At 48.7% G+C, this 22,505-nt stretch carries 17 protein-coding genes; 11 read left to right on the top strand and 6 right to left on the bottom strand.

Annotated elements, in window-relative coordinates; translation table 11 throughout:
- Positions 1-298: 298 nt before the first annotated feature.
- A complete protein-coding gene (locus DFR28_RS00680; RefSeq protein ID WP_113952381.1) occupies positions 299-1,126 on the bottom strand; it encodes a hypothetical protein in 828 nt (275 codons plus the stop codon).
- Between the two features lie 169 nt (positions 1,127-1,295).
- On the opposite strand from DFR28_RS00680, the gene DFR28_RS00675 reads away from it, so the two are divergent.
- From DFR28_RS00675 to DFR28_RS00665, 3 genes are all read left to right on the top strand, one after another.
- Positions 1,296-2,207: an aldo/keto reductase gene (locus DFR28_RS00675; protein WP_113952380.1), complete on the top strand. Its 912-nt coding sequence runs from the start codon at positions 1,296-1,298 to the stop codon at positions 2,205-2,207.
- Between the two features lie 144 nt (positions 2,208-2,351).
- Positions 2,352-8,339 (top strand): alpha-2-macroglobulin family protein, encoded by a 5,988-nt coding sequence (locus DFR28_RS00670; protein ID WP_113952379.1) that lies wholly within the window; start codon positions 2,352-2,354, stop codon positions 8,337-8,339.
- A 3-nt stretch (positions 8,340-8,342) separates the two neighbouring features.
- Complete coding sequence (locus DFR28_RS00665; protein WP_113952378.1) at positions 8,343-10,535, top strand: transglycosylase domain-containing protein; 2,193 nt, start codon at positions 8,343-8,345, stop codon at positions 10,533-10,535.
- 23 nt (positions 10,536-10,558) lie between these two features.
- On the opposite strand, the gene DFR28_RS00660 is transcribed toward DFR28_RS00665, so the two are convergent.
- Positions 10,559-10,855 (bottom strand): TMEM165/GDT1 family protein, encoded by a 297-nt coding sequence (locus DFR28_RS00660; protein WP_113952377.1) that lies wholly within the window; start codon positions 10,853-10,855, stop codon positions 10,559-10,561.
- A 170-nt stretch (positions 10,856-11,025) separates the two neighbouring features.
- Between DFR28_RS00660 and rimK the strand changes: the two genes are divergently transcribed.
- The 8 genes from rimK to sugE all read left to right on the top strand — a co-directional run bounded on the left by rimK (position 11,026) and on the right by sugE (position 18,274).
- On the top strand, positions 11,026-11,931 hold the full coding sequence (gene rimK, locus DFR28_RS00655; RefSeq protein ID WP_113952376.1) for a 30S ribosomal protein S6--L-glutamate ligase: 906 nt from the start codon (positions 11,026-11,028) through the stop codon (positions 11,929-11,931).
- A 4-nt stretch (positions 11,932-11,935) separates the two neighbouring features.
- Entirely contained in the window at positions 11,936-12,964 is a 1,029-nt protein-coding gene (locus tag DFR28_RS00650) for a succinylglutamate desuccinylase/aspartoacylase family protein (protein WP_211316798.1), read from the top strand.
- Positions 12,965-13,091: 127 nt separating this feature from the next.
- Positions 13,092-13,469, top strand: a complete 378-nt coding sequence (locus DFR28_RS00645; RefSeq protein WP_113952374.1) for a hypothetical protein — start codon at positions 13,092-13,094, stop codon at positions 13,467-13,469.
- 182 nt (positions 13,470-13,651) lie between these two features.
- On the top strand, positions 13,652-14,941 hold the full coding sequence (gene mgtE / locus DFR28_RS00640; RefSeq protein ID WP_113952373.1) for a magnesium transporter: 1,290 nt from the start codon (positions 13,652-13,654) through the stop codon (positions 14,939-14,941).
- Between the two features lie 109 nt (positions 14,942-15,050).
- A complete protein-coding gene (locus DFR28_RS00635) occupies positions 15,051-15,686 on the top strand; it encodes an FMN-binding negative transcriptional regulator (protein ID WP_113952372.1) in 636 nt (211 codons plus the stop codon).
- 521 nt (positions 15,687-16,207) lie between these two features.
- Positions 16,208-16,831: an esterase/lipase family protein gene (locus DFR28_RS00630; protein WP_425455465.1), complete on the top strand. Its 624-nt coding sequence runs from the start codon at positions 16,208-16,210 to the stop codon at positions 16,829-16,831.
- Positions 16,832-17,154: 323 nt separating this feature from the next.
- Positions 17,155-17,439, top strand: a complete 285-nt coding sequence (locus DFR28_RS00625; RefSeq protein WP_211316797.1) for a hypothetical protein — start codon at positions 17,155-17,157, stop codon at positions 17,437-17,439.
- A gap of 517 nt (positions 17,440-17,956) precedes the next feature.
- Positions 17,957-18,274 carry a quaternary ammonium compound efflux SMR transporter SugE gene (gene sugE, locus DFR28_RS00620; RefSeq protein WP_113952370.1) on the top strand — a complete coding sequence of 106 codons (318 nt, stop codon included), beginning with the start codon at positions 17,957-17,959 and terminating at the stop codon, positions 18,272-18,274.
- A gap of 159 nt (positions 18,275-18,433) precedes the next feature.
- Here the strand turns inward: sugE and DFR28_RS00615 are convergent, their stop codons facing one another.
- The 4 genes from DFR28_RS00615 to DFR28_RS00600 form a co-directional block, all read right to left on the bottom strand.
- On the bottom strand, positions 18,434-19,816 hold the full coding sequence (locus tag DFR28_RS00615; RefSeq protein WP_147250885.1) for a right-handed parallel beta-helix repeat-containing protein: 1,383 nt from the start codon (positions 19,814-19,816) through the stop codon (positions 18,434-18,436).
- A gap of 101 nt (positions 19,817-19,917) precedes the next feature.
- The gene (locus DFR28_RS00610) at positions 19,918-20,139 is read right to left on the bottom strand and encodes a hypothetical protein (protein ID WP_113952368.1); all 222 of its coding nucleotides are present in this window, start codon (positions 20,137-20,139) and stop codon (positions 19,918-19,920) included.
- A gap of 30 nt (positions 20,140-20,169) precedes the next feature.
- Complete coding sequence (locus tag DFR28_RS00605; RefSeq protein ID WP_113952367.1) at positions 20,170-20,763, bottom strand: LexA family protein; 594 nt, start codon at positions 20,761-20,763, stop codon at positions 20,170-20,172.
- A gap of 57 nt (positions 20,764-20,820) precedes the next feature.
- Positions 20,821-22,473, bottom strand: a complete 1,653-nt coding sequence (locus DFR28_RS00600; protein WP_113952366.1) for an amidohydrolase — start codon at positions 22,471-22,473, stop codon at positions 20,821-20,823.
- Positions 22,474-22,505: the final 32 nt, after the last annotated feature.

Here is a 22,505-nt window from a genome sequence, read left to right as displayed (position 1 = left end):
AGGCTATCTTTTGCTCAAACTTGTAATCGATAAGGCAAGGAAGGTCAGCGACTTTCGAACTCTGTGTTGAGTATTCGCCAAACCTCGGTATCGAGATTCAGTCTAGTTAGAATTGGAGGTGTGTTTTGCTAGACATAGCCAAATACGTTTTTACGAACCGCGACATTTCCTAGTCAACCGGCGGCTTACACTATTTCATAATCAAGGTACCCTGATGAATGCTGATCATTGGGTTATGGGCGGCTAGCAATCCATCAATACCCCGCCGAGAGTCAGTCACTCCAGCGGGGCGCATGCTTTAGAATCGAATAACGATTTGCTCTTGCATGTCGACATCGATGCCATCGGTCTCATTAGCCATAGCTTGCATTTCATCACGTGGCAGTGAGCCTAAGGTTTGCATTTTCTTGAGGCCTTCCATATTGCCCATCAATTTGTCCATGCGTAGGTCGGTTAACACCACCGTGTTGCCGTCGCGGTGAATCGCATTGGTTTCTTTGATGTCATCGATACCTTCAACGCTAACCGCAATGCGCATGCCTTGAAACATAGCCGCCATCATGCCAAGCATTTGTGGTGGCATGTTTTCCATATCGTCATCGGTTGGTGCGTCGTTGGTGTCAAACTCATGTGGGATTTTGATCAGTAGGACGCCATCTTTCATCGAGAAATCAGGAACCTGAGTAAGCGCTTCTTTTTGATCAGAGACTTGTGCATCGTCGTCGCCTTCGCCTAAGCTTTCACGCATTTTGACGGCAATTTTATTGATGTCATCAAACGCATACGTAGCATGGTAGCCTTTCATGCCGATCTCATTATTGCCTAGTTCGTATTTTTCAACCGAGACGCCTTCGCCCATCTCGCGTGCGAAATCTTCAAAGTATTGATCGTCAAATTCGTTTTTAACTTTTTGATCGATAGCGTCACCGGCACCTTCCATGCCTTGCTCATCCATTAGTCCAGATAAGAAGCCGCCCATGGCATCTTCAACGTTATTATATGAGTAGTGCTCGACCAAGCCAGAACCGTCTTTTTTAACCTTAACCACAACACGTTCCTCGATGCACGCGCTTAGGCTAAATAGCATGACGACTGCCACGGCAATCTTATTGATCCAATGATTCATAAATATTCTCTTGTAAATTGTGGTCAGGGGAGAGCAAGCTTAAAACGGAAGCCTAGCGACGTCCAGCTAGGTTATTTAAATAATCCGCCGAGATACTCAATCGAGGGATTCCGATTGTTTTGTCAGGTGCGGTACTATTGGCGCTTGGTGGAATAGATAGAGCAAAATTATGAGTAAATTAGCACGCGTACAGATGTCGCCGAGTGGGCCAAGCTTTTCTGAGTTAGTGCTCGGTTATTGGCGCATGGGCGATTGGGAGCGAACCGACCAGCAGCATTTGGGTTTTCTCGAGCAGCACCTTGAGTTGGGTATTACCACGGTGGATCATGCCCATGTTTATGGCAGCAACCCGAGCTGTGAGGAGATGTTTGGGCGTGCTTTGAAGTTGGCGCCGGCGCTGCGAGATAAAATTGAGATAGTCTCTAAATGTGGTATCGAATTAGTGGCGCCAAATGGACCTAGCGTTAATCACTATGACTCCAGTGTGGGCGCGATCATTGAGTCGGTGGAAACCTCATTACGTCGCCTAGGCGTCGATCATCTAGATGCCTTATTGATACACCGCCCTGATTGGCTGATGGATGCCGACGCGGTTGCGCGTGCTTTTGAGCAGTTGCAGGTGGCTGGCAAAGTGAGCCATTTTGGGGTTTCAAATTTCACTAGTAGTCAGTTTCAGTTGTTGCAATCGCGTTTAGATGGGTCGTTAATAACTAATCAGATTGAGTTAAACCCATTGCATCTAGAGTCGATAGCCGACGGTACCTTGGACTATTTGCAGCAGGTTCGTGTACGGCCGATGGCTTGGTCGAGCTTAGCTGGTGGCAGAATTTTCACTGCCTTAGAACAATCCGCAAGACGCGTGCGCAAAGAGCTGGAAGCAATCAGTGACGAGCTCGGCGCGAGTTCCATCGATCAAGTTATCTATGCGTGGGTAAGACAGCTGCCAAGTCGGCCAGTAGTGGTTCTTGGCAGTGGCAATATCGATCGCATTCAATCCGCTATTGATTCGATTAAATTAACCCTAAGCCGAGATCAGTGGTACCGAATTTGGGTGGCTTCCACCGGTGAAGGTGTGCCGTAATGCTGGGATTTCTATCACTTGAACGCTGATGCTGGGGCAGGTCACGGAAATTTCACACAATCCCCATCAAGCGATGACGTGTAGGCTCGCATACTACATAGCGTAAATGAACTACCAACTAATTCTAAAAACGAGACTGAATCGATGAGACGACGAATGGATACTGGCCGGTTACTCATACTTGTACTGCTTTTTATAGTGGCTCCAACATATGCTCAGTTAGCATATGACTCAGCTGATTTTAATCAGCGTAATGAGATGCTTTCATTACTAAGAGTGACGCCGCATGGTGAGCAAGTGCCGATATCCAATCGTCAGGTTGTTTTTAAATTCAATCAGCCGGTGGTGCCGGTGGGCGACATGCAGCGTGAGTCGGCGAGTATTCCAATTACGTTTCAACCTGCGGTCAACTGCGAATGGTTGTGGTTGGATACCAGTTCGCTTGCGTGTCAGTTAAAAAAACGGGATCAGCTGCGTTTGGCGACGCGCTATTTAATTACGGTTAACCCGGGCATCACTACCGTTGCTGGTGACGCGATGTCATCTCCTCAGACCTTTGAATTTACTACTATTCGACCAGCTGTTTCGCGGGTATATCTCCACCAATGGGTCGATGCTGGCCGACCGGTGATGCAGGTTAGTTTTAATCAACCGGTTACGCGTTCTTCGGTGCTGCGGTTATTGTCTTTATGGACCGGTAGCCAAAGTATTTCCTTAGTTGCACCAGAATTGCATAACTCGCTGCGGGGCTCCTTCCATCTGCGAACCACCAGTGATGCTGAGTTTGAGCAGACCCGCAGTCTAGGGCGAGCAGTGGCCGAAGAACCCGATACGTCTGAGGTCGTTGCAGAGCTGGACTCGCGTCGTAATGCCTTCGATTATGCTCGTAGTACCTGGTATTTGGTGCCTTCAAAAGACCTGCCAGTTGACACGCCAATTACACTGAGGCTACACGCCGGCTTGACGTCAATCTGGGGTAATCGTACCGGCAGCTCTGACATGCAAGTACATCAATTTCGTTCACTGCCAGAGTTCAGTTTTGTGGGCGTAGAGTGTCGTCAGAAGGACTCGAACGAGAACGTGGTGGTGGCGCCAACACACACAACACAGACCTTGTTGCGTGATGCCGAGAGCAAGCAAAAGATATTCGCTGACCTGCCTGAGTGTCAGCCTCTATCCAGTGCGTCACTATTGTTTAGCACGCCGGTTAGTTATGCCACCGCTAAATTAGCGCTGACGGTTACGCCGGATTTGGCTGGTGGTTTGGTCGACTATGACCCGTGGGCAGCGCGTCAAGATGAATATCAATTGCGATATTTCTTCAAGCGCCGGTTCAATTATGCCGACACGCGGCCATACCGAATGATGCTGCCGGAAGTGCTTAAGGCCTTCGAGCAGTACCGACTAACGTCAAATGAGAACTTGCTGGACGAGCTGGGGCGCGCATTGCCGAGTTCGATGGACATGAGTTTTCTAACTGCACATCGCACGCCGCGGCTCCATTTAGATCATCAGCATTCGGTGTTTGAGAAGACCTTAGACACGGAATTGCCCGTTACGGTCACCAATTTGGACAAGCTCGTAGTCAACGGTTATTCAAAGACCACTGCGACTGAGCACAGCGCTAACCAACAGTACGAGAAGCCGCTGCCTGTGGTTGAAGATATTGCCTATGCCGTGCCACTGGGCGTTCGTGAAATGCTTAACGGCGAGTCTGGCATTGTGGTTGGTGAATTGACTGCTCAGGCGAGCGAGCCAGGCCTCACCAATTATGTGCCACGCTTTGTCTCGCAGGTAACGCCGTTCCAGGTGCATCTGAAATTGGGGCATTTTAAGTCGATCGCCTGGGTTACGGATTTAGCAACCGGTGAACCGGTAGCCAATGCATCGCTGCGTATCGAGGTCGATAACTATCAGTCAATTAGTCCTTTCGTTAATGGCAAGAAGCTTGACAATGATTCAGCTCCGACGGTTAAAACCGATCGGCACGGAGTTGCGGTGCTGCCAGGCCAGTTAGCGGTGGATCCGACGCTTCGCTGGTTGGGCGCAGGTAACTATCGCCATGATCGGCTAATGCTCAAAGTGTCTAAAGGAGATGACTTTGCGGTGTTGCCGGTTGATTATAATTATTCTGCTTGGAGCGATGTATGGCCGCACATGCAGCGCAAAAACAGTTATACCCATGCATGGGGCACCACCGCTCAAGGTATTTATAAAGCGGGCGATACAATTCAATACAAGCTCTATGTGCGCAACCAAAGTAATGATCATTGGGTAGCGCCGCCTGCAGGTGAGTACACGCTAGAAGTGGTGGATCCCAAAGACCAAGTAGTTGAAAAAATCTCCGACTTAACGCTCTCTGAGTTTGGTTCCTACGCTGGCGAATTTAACACGAATGCAGCTGCCGCAGTGGGTTGGTACCAGTTTCGCTTATCGATTAAGGCAGATGGTGCACATCTCAATCTAGCGCCTATGCGTGTGTTGGTAAGTGATTTTACACCAGCGTCGTTCCGCGTTAGCACTGAGCTAAATGGCGATCAGTTTGAGTCCGGTGATACGTTACAGGTCAGCACGGCGGCCAAGATGCATGCCGGAGGTCCGTATGCTGATGCCGATACCCGTGTTACCGCAATGATCAATCCCACACGGTTTGTGAGTAGGCATCCGGCGGCGAAGGGTTTCTTCTTTGGTAAGCAAGTTCACAGTGGCCGCATTACTGCGCATCAGAGTGTTGCGCCGGTAAGCCAAGAAGGTGAATTAAATACTGAATTTACGCTGGGCGACTACGCTCCCTATTTTGGGCGTTTGGTGGTCGAGAGCGCAGTACGCGACGAACGTGGCAAGTACGTGGCCAGTAGTGCCAGTGCGGACTATGTCGGGCGCAACCGTTTTGTCGGTTTGAAGAACACTCGATGGGTACATAAGGTATCAGAGCCAGCCAGTGTTGAGGTGGTAGTGGTCGATGCCAAAGGCCAGCCGGTATCGAATACCGCTGTGTCGGTGCAAATCGAACACGAGGTTACTCGTGCGGCCAGAGTGAAGAGCGCTGGTAATGCGTATCTCACTCAATACTCTAGAGAATGGGTCAAGCAGAGTGACTGTCAATTGGTCTCTACTGAGCAAGCATTAAGCTGCGATTTTGAGCCAACTGCGCCAGGGCGCTATCGTATTGTTGCCAATATTCAAGACACAAAGCAGCGCGCGAATCAAAGTGTGCTTAAAGTATGGGTGGTTGGTAAGGGGCAAGTGGTCTGGGGCGATGATGATAGACAGCTCGAGTTAATTGCTGATGCAGAGTCGTACAAGAGCGGTGATACGGCTAAGTTTTTGATCAAAAATCCGTATCCCGACGCACAAGCATTGATCACTGTGGAGCGCTATGGTGTGCGTCGCCATTGGCAGCAAACATTGCAAGGCAGCACGCCGATTATTGAGGTGCCGATTGAGGCCGACGACTACCCCGGTGTTTATGTGTCGGTGGTGGTGACTTCTCCGCGGGTCGCGCAACCGCTTGGTGACGGTCAGGTTGATCTGGGCAAACCTACGTTTAAGCTTGGTTATGCTGCGCTCAAAGTGGTGGACGATAGTAAGCAGCTTGAGGTTGAGGTTAAGTCTGATCGTGAGCTGTATCGACCTCGTGAAACAGTGGTTGTTGACCTGCGCGCGAAACCCAAGGCCGGTCGAGCGACGCCCATTGAAGCGGCGGTGGTGGTGATCGACGAAGCTGTGTTCGATTTAAATCGTAGCGGTACAGCCTATTACGATCCGTACCTTGGGTTTAACCACTTAGATACCTTGGGCGTGTCTAATTACAATTTATTGATGCGCTTAGTGGGTCGGCAGAAGTTTGAGAAGAAGGGCGCTAACCCTGGCGGTGGCGGCGGTGGCGAAGACGCGCCGGATTTGCGAAATGTGATGAAGTTTGTGGCTTACTGGAACCCATCGATCAAGTTGGACAAGCGTGGTAAAGGGCAGTTTGAGTTTGAGTTGCCAGATAACCTAACGGGTTGGCGTGTCTTTGTTATGGCCGTCACCAGCGAAGACCAAATGGGGCTGGGCGATGCACAGTTTAAGGTTAATCGACCGACCGAGCTGAGACCGGTTATGCCTAACCAGTTAACCGAGGGCGACCAAGTTCAGGCTGGCTTCAGTGTTATGAATCGGACTAGTCGAACGCGTCAAATCACCGTTGATCTAAAGGCGGCAGGCGACGCATTAAGCGCACCATTGAGTAAACAAGTTACGCTAGCAATGGCGCCCTATGAGCGGACTCAAGTTTGGTTGGATGTTTCGGCGGCGAAGTATGGTGAGATCGCATTTATGGCTAAAGCTGGCGATCAAGAAGACCAAGACGCTCTCGAGCATCACGTGCCGGTGAACAAACGTCGTGCGCTTATTTCGGCGGCAACTTATGGCACCACCTTAGGTGAAACGGTGTCTGAGAAAATTGCCTTTCCGGCTGGCATTTACTCTGATGTTGGCGGGTTGAGCGTGCAAATTTCGCCTACGGTTCTGGGTAATTTAAACGGTGCATTCGAGTATTTGCGCGACTACCCATACTTTTGTTGGGAGCAACGACTGAGTAAGTCGCTGGGCGCTGCGCAGTTTATGTCGCTTAACGCCTATCTCGATGACGATCTTACCTGGCCTGAGAGTCAGCAGGTGGTGAGTGATACTTTCGCTAGCGCCGCGTCATTTCAAGCTCCGAATGGGGGTATGACCTATTGGATTAACGACAACCGCTACGTTAGCCCGTATTTAAGCGCATACACAGCTATGGGTTTTGTGTGGCTGCGTAAGGCTGGTCATACGCCACCAGAACAAGTAGAAAGTCGGTTGCACGAATACCTCAAAACCTATTTACGCCGAGACGACAGTGATTTGTCGAATCAGCAACGAACCATGCAAGGTATGCGTTCATCGATACGTGCAGTGGCCTTGGCAGCGCTTGCCGCCAGCGGACAATTAGATGCGCAAGAATTGGCACGCTATAAGCCACATTGGTCAAGCATGGATTTGTTTGGCAAGGCGCACTTCCTACAAGCCGCTGTGGCCTTAGAGCAACCTATCGAAGAGCTATCTGAACTTAGTCAGAATCTGCTGTCGTTTAGTAGTCAGTCGGGCGGAAAATTTCAATTCAATGAAAGTCTCGGAAATGATTACGGTGCGATGCTACATACGCCGTTGCGTAGTAATTGCGCGATTCTGAGTAGTTTGCTACAAGCCACCGCTGGGTCGCCAGAGCTGTTGCATCTAATTGGTGACGTGCCGTTTAAACAAGTGCGAGCAATTACTCAAACACGTGGTAATCGCGATCATTGGCAGAATACGCAGGAAAATGTATTTTGTATGAATGCGTTGTTGGAGTTTAGTCGGGTTTATGAAAAAGAGCCGCCAGCCATGTTGGTCGACGTCACTTTGCATACTGACAAATACGGCGTGCAAGATCTTGGCAATACGCGCTTTGACGACCTGCGTAACCCGCCAGTTACCTTAGCTAACGAGACTCTGCCGGTAGAGTCGAATTTAGCGGGAGATGTGGCGATTAACAAACAGGGTACGGGTCGTGTGTATTACGGTGTACGTTTGCAATACGCTAAAACTGAGGACGCGGCGAGCGCTGTCAATGCCGGCATGGAGATTAACCGAGAATACTCGGTGGAGCGCGATGGGCGGTGGCATTTGTTGGAGAGCCCAATGCAACTTGAAAAAGGCGAGCTAGTACGCGTTGACTTGTTTGTCTCAACACCTACGGCACGCCATTTTGTGGTGATTGATGACCCCGTTCCGGGCGGGCTTGAGCCGGTCAACCGCGATTTAGCGACCGCATCCGAAGTCGATGCAGATAAAGGTGCTTTTATTGCTTCGCAGCATTCGTGGTGGTTTCAGCGTGACAGCTGGCAGTCGTATGGGCGTTACGGATATAGCTTTTATCATAAAGAGCTGCGCCACAACTCGGCACGCTTTTACTCTGATTACTTGCCTGCAGGCGACTACCATCTTAGTTACACCGCGCAAGCGATAGCTGGAGGCGAGTTCTCGGTGATGCCATTCAAGGCCTCGGAAATGTATGACCCCGATGTTTATGGATTGGGCGTGCCAGCGAGTCTGCAAGTTGAGAAAGTGAAGTAGGCCATGCTATTTGGTCGGCGGCTAGTTGCTAAGTGGTTGCGGCGCAGTGTGCTGCTAGGCACCTTCGCTAGCGTTGTTTTTATGAGCGTGTTGGCGGTGCTCACAGTTCGCTCGATGCAGCCCTTGCCAAACAACTTGAGTGCGGTCACAACGGCATTAACCAAGCCGCAGTTGTTGGATCGTACCGGGCGTCCGCTGACCATTACCTATCAAAACAACTGGAATGCGCACGATACTGTTGCGCTGCATCAGGTGCCTGAGTTTCTTCAGCACGCGTTTATTCTTGCCGAAGATAAACGTTTCTACCAGCATAAGGGCATTGATTGGTCGGCTCGATTCAATGCGCTGTTGCAAAACATTTTAGCCTTAGAAGGGATTCGCGGTGCCAGTACGATTAGCGAACAAGTGGTGCGTATGCTGCATCCTCGACCGCGATCCGTATGGGCTCGCTGGGTTGAAGGCTGGGAGGCTCGCGAACTGGAACAACAGGTCGATAAAGCGTCGATTTTGGAATTCTATCTTAACCAAGTGCCTTACGCGGCGCAGCGCCGTGGTGTGCAGCAAGCAGCGACCTATTATTTCGACCGTGACCTGCATACGCTTAGTCAAAAAGAGATGCTGTCGTTGGCAGTGTTAGTTCGCGCGCCATCACGCTTTGATTTGTACAAGAGTACAGATCGAATTAATGGTCGCCTGAATGTGTTGATCGACCGTGCAGCTGAGTCCGACTTAGTAGCTGATCCGTCGGTAATCAAACAGCAAGCGTTAACCGTGCGACGACCGCCGGCACTGATTGATGTTTCGCATTTTGCACAGCGTGTCTACACCTCGCATGCAAATCAAAACCATCAAATACCCACCACCTTAGACACAGAGCTACAACAGTTTGCCGAGCATATATTATCCAGTCGCTTGCGTGATCTAGCGCCCAGGCGGGTTAACAATGCGGGCATGATTGTGGTTGACCACCAAACCGACGAAGTGCTTGTTTGGGCAGTAGGCAATGGAAATCAACAGGTGCAAAAAACCGCTTACGATACCGTACAAGTAAAACGACAGCCTGGCTCGACGTTAAAACCGTTTGTGTATGCGATGGCGCTGGAGAAGGACTGGACAGCCGCGACGTTAATTGATGATAGTCCGTTGAGTGAGGGCGTTGGCCAAGGTGTGCATGCCTACCGCAATTACAGTAACACGTACTACGGGCCGATATCGGTACGCGAAGCGCTCGGGAATTCATTGAATATTCCGGCCATTAAAACAGCTCAGTATGTTGGCGTTGAGCCCTTGCTCGATAGGTTCAATCAATTAGGCATGACGAATCTTACACTGCGCTCGGTAGACTACGGCAATGGCATCGCCTTGGGCAATGCGGAGATTAGCTTGCTAGAGTTAACAACGGCGTATGCGACTTTAGCGCGAGGCGGTGAATATCGGCCGTTGAAGACCACATTTTTACCGTCGAGCAATCAATCCACTCGAGTGTTTTCAAATGCGGCGAGCTCGCTGATCGGCAATATACTGTCTGATCCAGATGCTCGTCGTCGTGAATTCGGGCGTGGAGGAACACTTCATTTGCCTGTACAAACTGCGGTAAAAACCGGAACCTCCACCGATTATAGAGATGCCTGGGTGATGGGCTACAACCATCGCTATGTGGTCGGCGTGTGGATGGGTAATCTCGACAATTCACCTATGGATGAAATTACCGGTTCCAGTGGGCCGGCGTTGGCCATGCGGGCGATGTTTTCTGAACTTAATCGACGAGGTGATACACGTGGGTTGCCAATCGCGCGTAACCTCCAGCGGCAAACAGTCTGCATTCAAACTGGTTTATTAGACGACGGCCAATGTGCGACGCGTGACGAATGGTTTATTCGCGGCAAGTTGCCCGCTTCGCAAGCTCCAATTGAGACAATGCTGAGGTATCGTTTAGAGCATCCGGTCGATCAAATGTTGGTTGCGCGCGACCCTCGCATTCCCGACGACAGTGAGGCTCTCGAGTTACGGTTAAATCAGCAACAGCGTGTTGCCCGCGTGCAATGGTGGGTCGATGGTCGCTTGGTCGCGACGACCAATGAAACACGTTATCTATGGCCGCTGGAAGCTGGCGAGCACCGCTTTCATGCACGTGTTTTCACTGTTGATGATACTGCGGCTCAGCTGACTAACTCGGTCTTGCTCACCGTAAGGTGATTGTGCCGAGCATTCTAAGTGCTTTAGCTAATTTCTCCAGAGCGGCTCCATACGCCGAACAAAGTATAGATGCCAATGGCAATAAAGCCGATGCCGGCAATTAGATGCAAATAGCGTTCGTCGATATATTTAGCCAGCCAACTGCCAGCAATAACGCCAATTGCGGTTGCCACAATCAGTGCGGCGCTAGCGGCAAAGAAAATCATCCATTTACTGACTTCTTTGTCGGCCGCAAATAACATGGTGGCTAATTGGGTTTTGTCGCCGAGTTCAGCAATAAACACTGCGAAGAATACGGTTAGAAAAATCTTTAAATCCACGATCGGGCGCTCAGTTAGTTGGGTGGCGTTAGTTGTCTAATTATAACCAGCTATCAGCATGGAATCACCACATCAATTAGTAAGCGATCTGTTATAGTTTTCGGTAGCGCGGCCAATTATTGGCGCGCAATGAACCGTTCTCTTGGAGAGAACTAAAGTAGGAATGATTAATGAAAATAGCGATACTTTCGCGCAATAAAAAACTGTACTCGACCAAGCGTTTAGTTGAGGCCGGTGTAGCTCGTGGTCATCAGGTTGATGTGATCGATACGTTGCAATGTTATATGGATATCACTAAAGCGCGTTCAGTGGTGCGATATCGTGGTGAAGAGTTGCCACGTTATGATGCGGTTATTCCGCGCATCGGTGCGTCGATTACCTTCTATGGCACTGCCGTGGTTCGTCAATTTGAAATGATGGGTACGTTCTCCGTGAATGAGTCTGTGGCGATTAGTCGTTCGCGCGACAAGCTGCGATCGTTGCAACTGTTGTCACGTAAAAACGTTGGCTTACCGCGTACCGGTTTTGCCAATAAGTCGACCAATATTAAAGACCTGATTAAAACCGTTGGCGGTGCGCCGCTGGTAGTTAAACTGTTAGAAGGAACTCAAGGTATTGGCGTAGTACTGGCAGAGAATAATAAGTCGGCTGAGAGTATTATCGAAGCGTTTATGGGGCTTAACGCGAATATCTTAGTGCAAGAATTTATCAAAGAAGCCGGCGGCGCTGATGTGCGTTGTTTCGTCGTCGGTGGCAAAGTCGTTGCCGCCATGAAGCGCCAAGGTGCCGAAGGCGAGTTTCGCTCTAACCTTCACCGAGGAGGGTCAGCTAAGCTAATTCGTTTGAGTAAAGAAGAGCGAGCTACCGCCATGAATGCCGCCAAAGTAATGGGCTTGAATGTATGTGGTGTGGATATTCTGCAATCGGCCACTGGGCCAGTAGTGATGGAGGTGAATTCAACTCCAGGTTTAGAAGGAATCGAAACCGCCACTGGCAAAGATGTGGGCGAGCTAATTTTCAAGTTCATTGAAGAGAATGCCAAGCCGCATAGAACTCGAACTCGTGGTAAAGGGTAGACCGGTGGATAAGCTGGTAATAGGTGGTCAGGAAATAGCGCCAGGTACGACCTGCCAAATTGAGCTGCCGGTGGTACGTTTGTATACCGATACTGACATCAGTATGCCGATCCATGTTATTCGCAGTCGTAAAGATGGCCCAACTATGTTTGTATCGGCAGCAGTTCATGGTGATGAACTTAACGGCATTGAGATTATTCGTCGATTGATTCGCATGAAAAGTTTCAAGTTGAGCCGTGGAACTTTGATTTTGGTGCCGATGGTGAACGTGTACGGCGTGTTGAGCCAAAGCCGTTATATGCCTGATCGGCGTGACCTTAATCGCTGTTTTCCAGGCTCGTCGAAGGGCTCATTGGCCGGCATCGTGGCGCATAAGCTGATGACGGAAATCGTCAAGCATTGTCAGTACGGTATTGATTTACACACTGGTGCGATCCATCGCTCAAACTTGCCTCAAATTCGCGCCAATCTAAAAGATGCTGAGACCTTAGAGCTAGCGGAGGCTTTCGGTGTGCCGGTGCTGTTGAATGCCAATTTACGTGATGGCTCGTTGCGTCAGTCAGCCTTAGAGCAAGGCACAAAAATTCTATTGTATGAAGCTGGCCAAGCTTTGCGCTACGACGAATTGTCGATTCGTGCCGGTGTCCGTGGTATTCAGCGTGTTTTAGCAAAACTCGGCATGACTCGATCTAAGCCACAAAAGTCTAAATATACGCCGTATGTAGCGAACACCAGTTCATGGGTGCGCGCTAGTCACAGTGGGTTGAGCACCAGTCGACGTAACTTGGGCGACCATGTACATAAGGGCGATGTGCTTGCGCAAATCGGAAGTCCGTTAGGCGAAACCTTTGGCGAGGTAGTAGCCAGTAAAACTGGGATTATTATTGGTAAGCAGAACATTCCATTGGTGCAAGAGGGTGATGCAATGTTTCACATAGCCTACTTTAGTGAAGAGGAAGGGGATATCGCCGACAATATTCAGTCGATGTCGGAAACCTTACTGTCATCAGAAACTACCCAGATCAATGGGTAGAACGAAAGACTGTTTTATGTTCATTTCATCGTTCAATTTGTCAATGTTGTGGCTTGACGCAATGAAGTGGAGCTGGTCAGAATAGAGGTGGTTTTGGGGGCTTTCAACCTTTGATAGGAGAGTGTAAATGCAGTCGATCTACAAAATATACAACCTCACACACGCTGTTGTTGTAACCCTTGCGCTTTGTTTGTTACCACTACTTGCCAGCGCGCAAAACCAGGAGGCTCGACGTCTGTGCACAGAGGCTGCTCAAGGGTTATTGCCCGAAGATGCTCCTGCTTATATTGCAAACTGTGTGTCTGATTATAACGTCAATATGGGTGTCGAAGCGGATACTCGGATGGATCGGAATACTGTCGATGATGAGTTTATCAGCGACGCAGACTTGACTGATAATGACCAAGTAGGTAACGGCGATGATGGTGCCATTGATAGCGGCATTGATAGTGGCTCTGACAGTAGCGAGTCATACCAGGAAGACGATCCGCAGTCGCAAGACTGACTTGCTACCTCTTGCGCGGTGAGATTTAAAACGATACGAGTTAAATCAGCTCTGTTTTAACCCTGTAGTATTATCTCGCGATCAGCAAATCGCTTGACCCTATGTTGCTCGGTTTTTTCATGTTGAATTAACCGAGTCACGACACTGACATTAATGCCCATTGTGATTAACACGCCGAGACCATGAGTTTAGATAACGAACCAACCGTCGAGATAGGCTCAAGCGCGACCGAGCTTGCGCACTTTCTAGAAAGCCAGCCATTGACCGAGCGGGCGGCAGCTTGGTTGGCGCTATCGCAAAAGGAGCGTAGCGACGCGTTACCGTATTTACACGACGAGATAAAAGTAGCGCTGCTTGAAAGCACGCCGATTGACGAAGTGGTGTTGCTGGCCGAGAACATGGAGCCCAGCGATGTTGCGGATGTCATCGACTTGGTGGATGTCGAGCTGGCGAAGGAGATTATCGACAGTCTCTCTGACGCGGAGAAAGCGTCAGTAGAGGCGTCACTCGATTACAATGATGACGTGGTCGGCCGATGGTTAAAACGCGACGTTATCACGTTGTCCGCCAACCGTTCTGTTGCGCAGGTGTTGCGTTACATTCGAGTTAATGGGCTGGCTTCGTATACTGACCAAGTGTTTATTGTGGGGCATGATAAAAAATATCGCGGAGCGGTTGCGCTGGCCAGCATTCTGGAGGCAGACGAAGGAACACAACTCAAAGAGCTGCCGTTTATTGATAGTACCACTGTGTTAAATCCAGCCATGCCGCTAAGCGATTTAACCATGCTGTTTCGTCGTAAACACTTTATTTCGGCGCCGGTAGTTGATGAGTCGGGCACCTTACTAGGTCGCGTCACGGCAGATGATGCTATTTCGTTTATGCAAGACGAAGCTGACCATCAGTTTATGAGTATGGCTGGTCTGGATGAAGAGGATGATTTATTTGCGCCAGTGTTTTCGTCATCTAAACGTCGAGCGGTGTGGTTAGGCATTAATTTACTCACGGCCTTTTTAGCCTCATTCGTCATTGGCCAATTTGAAGATGTTCTACAAGAAGTTGTCGCCTTGGCCGTGTTAATGCCAGTGGTCGCCAGCATGGGCGGAATCGCTGGCAGTCAAACGCTGACTATTGTTATTCGAGGACTAGCACTGGAACGGATTAGTGATAGCAATATACGACCACTGTTAATCAAAGAGTTGGGTGTGGCAGCCTTGAACGGCTGTACTTGGGCAATAATTGTTGGCTTGGTCGCTTTTTGGTGGTTCTCAAATCCAATGTTAGGAATCGTCATTGGATGTTCTATATTGATTAACCTCGTTGCTGCAGCGTTTTCTGGCTTATTGATTCCAGTGATATTGGAAAAATTGGATCTCGACCCCGCATTATCGGGATCCGTGGTGTTAACCACCGTGACCGACATCGTAGGATTTCTGAGCTTTCTGGGTATGGGTGCATGGCTGCTCGTTTAATGGCCGTGTAAAACTAGTAATTTGCTGTCGATTCTGTGTTTCGTGCTCGGTTATAGTCTGGTCTAACATTCAGCATTTTAATTAACCGCACAATAGAGCAAGTTTCACGATGCACATTCCAAAAGTCTTTCAGCAACAGAATCAGGAGCAACTCCTGAATGTGGTAAAGCAGTACCCTTTTGCTAGTCTAATAGTGACTTCGGCGAGTGGTTTGGAGGTTAATCACATTCCCTTGATTTATCGTGAGGTGAGTGGTGCACCGGTGCTGCAAGGTCATATCGCCAAGGTTAATCCTGTCTGGCAATCTCTGTCAGACGGTTCCGAGGCATTAGCCGTATTCAGTGGGCCCAACTGCTATGTGTCACCGAGTTATTATCCAACTAAACGCGAAAACGGTCGTGCGGTGCCCACATGGAATTATGTGGCGGTACATGTCTCTGGTTTAATACGTTTCATTCATGACGCACAATGGAATGAATCGATGTTGCGCGAGCTAACCTTAGAGCATGAGGCGGGGCGAGCCGAGCCGTGGTCACTGGACGATGCACCACGAGCTTATATAGATAAACTGTTACCGGCCATTGTTGGTGTTGAATTATCAAGCCTCAGCTTCAGCGGCAAGTGGAAATTAAGTCAAAATCAGCCGCCGCGAAATCAACTCGGTGTGGTATCTGGTTTAGAACAGGAGCCGAGCGATGCCGCACAAAAAATAGCGCAGTTGGTGCGCAATATTGCGAACTACTAAACGTTAAAGTACCTATTTATTATGCTAGATTTACTGGGTGCTAAGCGGTATTAGATAACTAAAGCCAATCGCAGCATCTTGAATTGCGGACTCGAATGTTCAATTTGACCATCAACAACGCGATCTAAAAAAATCAGCAAATGATAATCCGTCGGGGCTGCTGTTTAGGTTTCTATACGGTAAGTTAAATTTGGCGAGCGACCTCGATGGACTGATACCCGCATTGTTTAAGCATGGTTCATGGCATAAGCTGCATCATGCTGGTTATCGGTATCGAGAATGCAGTCGTTGGTATAAAGTACTAGAAGAATGACAAGCTATCTAACGAGCATATACAAGCTGGCAAATGTCACTTTGTTGCAACACACGCAGAGTCGCGGTGAGCGACTTCTGTAAGCTGCTGACAGTAGTGTAGGCGAACCACAGATGGAGGGGCCGTGAACAAAATATTGGTGCTAATTCTGTTTTACTCATGGAGTCTTACCAGCGTTGCGCAGGAGTGTGTCGTGTTGTTACACGGAATGGCACGTACCGAGCATTCGATGGATAAAATGAGTGCTGAGCTTAGCAAGGAGGGGTACTTAGTGGTTAACTATGGCTACCCTTCAACGAGTGAAAATATCGATGAAATTGCCACCACTCATGTTGCTAAAGCGGTGTCGGAGTGTGAAAACGCAGCTCCTGTGAATTTTGTCACTCATTCTCTTGGCGGCATTGTATTACGCAAGTATTTGAGTATGACTAAACCTGAGACGCTTGGTCGGGTGGTCATGCTTGGTCCGCCTAATCAAGGCAGCGAAGTTGTCGATACCTTAAAGAATGTTCCGGGCTTCAAGTTAATAAATGGACCTGCTGGCATGCAACTCGGTACCGATGATGACAGCGTACCCAATTCCTTGGGGCCTGTTGCTTATCCGGTTGGTGTCATCGCCGGCAGCGCAACTATCAATCCGATTTTATCGCAGATGCTTCCCAATCCAGACGACGGCAAGGTCTCAGTCGAGCGTACCAAAGTAGATGGCATGTCGGATCATATTGTTGTGCCGGTGTCACACCCTTTTTTAATGCATAACCCCGAGGTAATAGCGCAGGTGAAGTCGTTTTTAAAGGCCGGAAAATTTCTTCGTGATGAGCTTGGCCGGTGACAGCTGCTTAGGCCTTTTTCGACAACATTTACATTGTTTTAACTAACCCCTTGAGGCATGGAGTAAGCGAGAGAGGTGGTAGCCGATACTGTAACGACAAACTGAAAAAAAACTTGGCACAATGAGAGTTATGTGAGCTACAAAAGCTGTATGCCATCTAAAGGTTATACTAATACGTTAAGCCATGCTGAAGCTTTGAATGACTGATAACACGGCAAAACACTTCCCTATACACAAAGAGGTTTTCGATGCTTTTGATTGCGTCAGCTATTTTAATTTTATGTGGTGTCACTCATTCATATTTAGGTGAGAGATATATCCTAATGCGCCTTTTTCGTAGTCACAGCATTCCCCATTTGTTTGGCAGTGATGAATTTACCAAAGGCACGTTAAGGTTTTGTTGGCACATCACGTCAATAGCGTGGTTTGGTTTTGCTGCGTTACTCATCGGTAGTGAATTCACATATTTATTTATGCTCAATGTTGTAAGCCTTGTTTTCTTGCTAAGTGCATTGTTTTCAGCATATTTCACTAAGGGCAAGCATTTGTCGTGGGTCGCCTTTCTAGTGGTTAGTGTCTTAACTTTTTTGGCAAGTGGTGGTGTATAGCAAGTTGTCGAAGTGTGCTCTTCTTGCTGGGAATGTCGACATTGTTTCCTCAATTCAAGTTCATACTGCGAGTTAGAATGTAGGGTTAAAAAGCACATGACAAAAACCTTAGATAAACTGCATTACCTAGTCATTATCTAATCGTTATCTAATCATTATCTGGCTTTGGTTTAGCGGGTGTGCATATGCTCATCCAGACGCAGAGGGGTTTACCGAACGCGCTATATCAAGGCTATATGGTTTTCATAGTAGAACAGTGTGCCCCCAAATTTAGTTGCGTAGGGACATTTGAGTTGTCACTCTGAATTAAGTATGGCGATCACATGGGCGTGTGTGTCTTTCTTTATATATTTGGGGGCATTATGGTGGACCAAGAATGGACTAACTTAAGCAGGGTCTTATTCGACTGAACTCGCTTAAATCGTGCCATTTATTAAGGCGTTAGCCATTCAGAAGTGAGGACGACCTCACCTCTCAAATTTACCAGGGGACGACCTCTATAATTGAGAGGTGTTTTATGAGCTGGTTCATTCTTTCCGTGGCGGGGCTGCTTGAGGTTGGGTGGGCAATTGGGTTGAAGTATACCGAGGGCTTTAGCAAATTTTGGCCAACAGTCGGGACCGTGTTTGCGCTAGTTTCGAGTGTTTTATTGCTTGGTATCGCAATGAGAGCGTTACCTGTTGGTACAGCTTATGCTGTGTGGGTTGGCATCGGTGCTATTGGCACCGCAACGCTTGGGATAATTTTGTTCAACGAGCCCGCTGACATACTGAAAATCCTTAGTTTGGGATTTATTCTTATTGGTATTGTTGGCCTTAAACTGGCGCATTCCTAATAATTAGCCACGCACGTGCTTACTTTCCTACGCGTCTTTTTGTGGTTGCTGAGTCGGGTAAAGGCGAGTGTCGCTCTAGGCTACTCTAGTTAATTGATAAATCGCCAGTTACCGCAATGAGCCTCAACCTGAGGGCTATTTTAATGGGGTAAGCTCGTCTTATTCGCTGACTCGAATCGAGTTTTGATCGCCGGTTGCAATGCCGTCGGTGTTAATCGGGTTGATGTTTGGTGCGATAATAATTGTATTGCGGATGCGGTTAGATAATTCGATTGTGTCTTCCAGTGTGTCTGAGCTATCGAAATTGTTGGCTTTGACCGTAGTGTAGCGAACATAGCCATGTCCCTCATCTGAGTCTTCACTTGTATTGGGGTCGCAGTTAATTGATAAATTATCAACAAACCCGCCGATTGCGTAACCGCCTATGAGTAGGTCGCCAAATCGGCTCTCGCTAGTTTGGTTGTTAATGACGCTAATATTGGCGGTTTCAACACAGTTTTCAGCTCCCACCTCAATCGCCCACGGCGTGTCGGACACTGTGTTGTTGGTTACCAATACGTTTTGCGCTCCGTCTAGGTAAATACCGGCGGCATAAGAGTGTTTGCTGCCGTAGGCTGGATTATCGAGTGTGCTCATACTGGTGATACGATTATTTTCGATAAAGCCAAAACGAGCGACATCAAGCTCGCCTGGTACAATTCGACCATTCACTGTTTGAGTTGGCGATGTACCTTCACCTCCGATGGCATCGATCGCGATGTTGTTAACTCGACTAACATCATTATCGATGATCTCCCAATGGGAAACATTGCCGTTAACGACTATCGACTCGCTTGATCCTGTACGAAGATCTTCCAGTCGATTGGACTCGATGATTAAATTAGAAATCGCTGATTGTTCTGTTGCGCCAGTGCCGAGTGCAGCGATGCCATGTGCGTTTTGCTTGCCATCTAAGTGGTGAATATAGTTGTCCTTTATGAGGATTTGACTAATGTTGTTTCCGTACAGGTTAATGGCATAGATGTCGGGGTTTCGTTCGGCCGGAATATTGTTAATGCGGCCGTCGATCTCAAGACCTTCAAGAATAATATTAGATGTATTGCTTTCGATAAGAAAAATGCTGTCGGTACCGTTGTAGGTTATTTTGTTGCCAGCCTTACCAAGCAATTTAACGCTGGATTTATTGATGTAAATTGTTTCGCTCAGATTGAGTTGATCAATCAAAATCACACAAGGCAGCATCCCCGAACAGCTATCAATTGCATCTTGTAACGGTTCATTCAGTGGTATGGGTGTCGCACTATTAAACGCGTTGATCCAATCACGAGTTGGGCGTGCGCTTGAGTTAAGTGGTAGCGCCCCGAACCTAGTGCTATCGTTGGGGGAAGTCGACTCATCACTCAACAATAACTGATACAACATTGGGGGAAGTTGTTGAGCCTGCGTGTGTGTCGGCAGTAATAATAGGGTGATTAGATTAGCCGCGGCAAGCATGCGAAATGGGCTAATACGGTTGGAGCTACTGGTTGGTTTTTGAGTCACAGTATTACGTCGATGAGGTGAGCCTGGCGGGTAGCTACAAACTTATACAGCAAATTTTCAGGAAGGACTAGTTACTGCTTAGTGTGTTAAGTGCGCGGTGTTTACTCGACCAGTTTCGCGCTATCTTTAGCTACGTTGCTATCGGCATCAGACAATGAGGAGTTGACTAAGCATTGGCGGATTAATTCATACTGCGCTACTGGCAGCATCACGACTTGGTCCTTGCCGGCACCATCAATGGTGATTGCTTGTTCAGTTTCACACACTCGACGCATGGTTCGAGCAAGGTATTCTTGCGCGGTGAGGTAATCTATTCGTTCCATCGTATGCATTAATTATTAAATAGTCGGCGGTTAAAAGGATTGGAATCGGCGAAAGCTGCCAATCACCACGCCCCAGATAACGAGGTCTGACTCTGACTCTAATTCGATATCAGGGTAGGCCGGATTTTCTGGTAATAAACGAACCAATCCGCCACGGTGATATAAGCGCTTAACGGTGAGTTCGCCGTCGACCGCTGCGATCACAATTTTGTTGTGTTCCGCTTTAAGTGACCGATCAACTATCAGTATGTCGTTTGGCAAAATGCCGGCGTTTTTCATTGACTCGCCTTCAACCCGCAACATAAACGTACTGTCGGGGCGTCGCACCATATAGTCATTTAAATCTAATGTGTCTTCGATATGGTCTTCAGCGGGAGACGGTATACCAGCGGCTACACTGGAGCTATATAAGGGAATCTCGAGTCGATGCACATTGTCCGATGAATCGCGGACTGACGAGCCAATCTCAACTACGTCTGGGTATCCTTCCAAGAACTCTTTAATATAGCTAACGCTACTTTCGGGCACGCGAATAGCCTTGGTCGGCTCTTTATATTTGCCAGACCCTTTAGGCCTTCCTGCGCCGCTTCGAGCTCCTCCGTGAGATGTGTTTTTTGTGCTCATTTGAATAGTGTACACATATCCAAATGAGCCTGTCCAGTACTCTTTTTAGTCGACGCGCTATGGTTGTGCTTGAAACACTGCAGTGCCGTCGATGTAAGTACCGAGAATCTTAGTGTCTAAAATTTCAGCGACGGGTATCTGCATGATATCTTTTGACAGCACTACAAAGTCAGCCCGCTTACCGACTTCAATTGAGCCAAGCTGATCTTCTTGGAATGCGGCATAGGCTGCACCTAAGGTGAACCCATGTAGTGCTTGTTCACGGGTTAACGCTTGATCTGCGTACCAACCTTTCTCTGGCCAGCCTTTGGCATCTTGTCGCGCAACCGCGGCATAAAAGCCGGGTAATGGGGCGGCGCGTTCAACCGGAAAATCAGAACCCAAGGCCAATGGAACACCGGCCTCAATAAATGTTTGCCAAGCATAAGCACCTTGAATGCGCTGTGGGCCAACACGGTCTTCCGCCCAATACATGTCGCTGGTTGCGTGTGTAGGCTGCACTGAAGCGATTAAACCTAGCTCTTTGAAACGCTTGAAGTCCGTTGCTTCAACGATTTGTGAGTGTTCTATACGGTGGCGGCCGGGGTTATCTTTAGTGTTAGACGCTTCGAGCACGTTTAAAGTAACGCGATTGCCGCGGTCGCCAATTGCGTGGATATTAACCTGCAAGCCGCAAGCCTCTGCGCGGGTAGCGTGCTTTTTGAGTGTGTCTTCACTTTCAATTAATAGCCCCATATTGCTGGGGTCATCGCTGTAATCACTAAGTAGCGCAGCGCCACGAGACCCTAACGCACCATCGCTGTAAAGTTTAACGGCGCGCGCGGTTAAGCGAGCCGCTGGGTCAATGCTGGCACCGTTATCACAAAGGTAGCTCAACATCTCGTTAGCGCCATCGGCCATGGCATAAACACGTACGGTTAATTTGTCTTGCTGATTAAGGGATTCGAGGAGCTTCCATACTTGCAATGAAGTGCCGGCATCGTGCATGGCGGTTAAGCCCACACTGGCGGTTTTTTGCATGGCGAGTGTTAACGCTTCGGTTAGTTCTGCTTCGGTAGCCGCAGGTACTTGCTGCTGGATAAGAGCGACGGCGTTATCGACAAATACACCACTTGCTTGGCCCTTAGCGTTCCGTACTATTTCGCCCCCTTCGGGTTGCCAGTCACCACTGAGATCTTTGTTGGCAAACGACATGGCTTTGCTGTTGCCCCAGTTCGCGTGACCATCGACACGCTCCAACCATACTGGGCGATCTGGAAACGCTGCATCAAGATCGGCGGCGGTTGGAAGCTCTTTAACTGGCCAATCATTTTGGTCCCAGCCGCGACCTAATAGCCATTGGCCATCTACCAAGTCTTTTGCACGTGCTTGTAATAAGGCAATTATTTCAGCCTTATTATTGGTGCCCATTAAGTCTGCAAACATTAAGCTTTGGCCTAAGCCGAGTAAGTGACCGTGGGCATCAATAATGCCAGGAACCACGGTGGCGCCGTCTAAATCAAGCGGCATTGCATCTGGGTAGGCATTACGCAAGTCGGCGTGTTTGCCAACCGCGATAAACTTGCCATTCTGATAGGCGAATGCATCCGCCGTCGGTTGCTCAGAATCCACTGTGTAGACTGTCGCATTGCTGACTAGCGTGACCTTGCTTTCGGCTTTAGCACCGATTGAAAAGATAGCAATGGACAGAGCAATCAAGTACTTATTCATAGGGTGTTCCTCGAAATTCAATTTGGGCGTCA

It is taken from the genome of Arenicella xantha, from assembly GCF_003315245.1.
Taxonomy (GTDB): Bacteria; Pseudomonadota; Gammaproteobacteria; order Arenicellales; family Arenicellaceae; genus Arenicella; species Arenicella xantha.
Note: the sequence above shows the minus strand (reverse complement) of the source record. Positions and strands in the feature narration are given on the sequence as shown.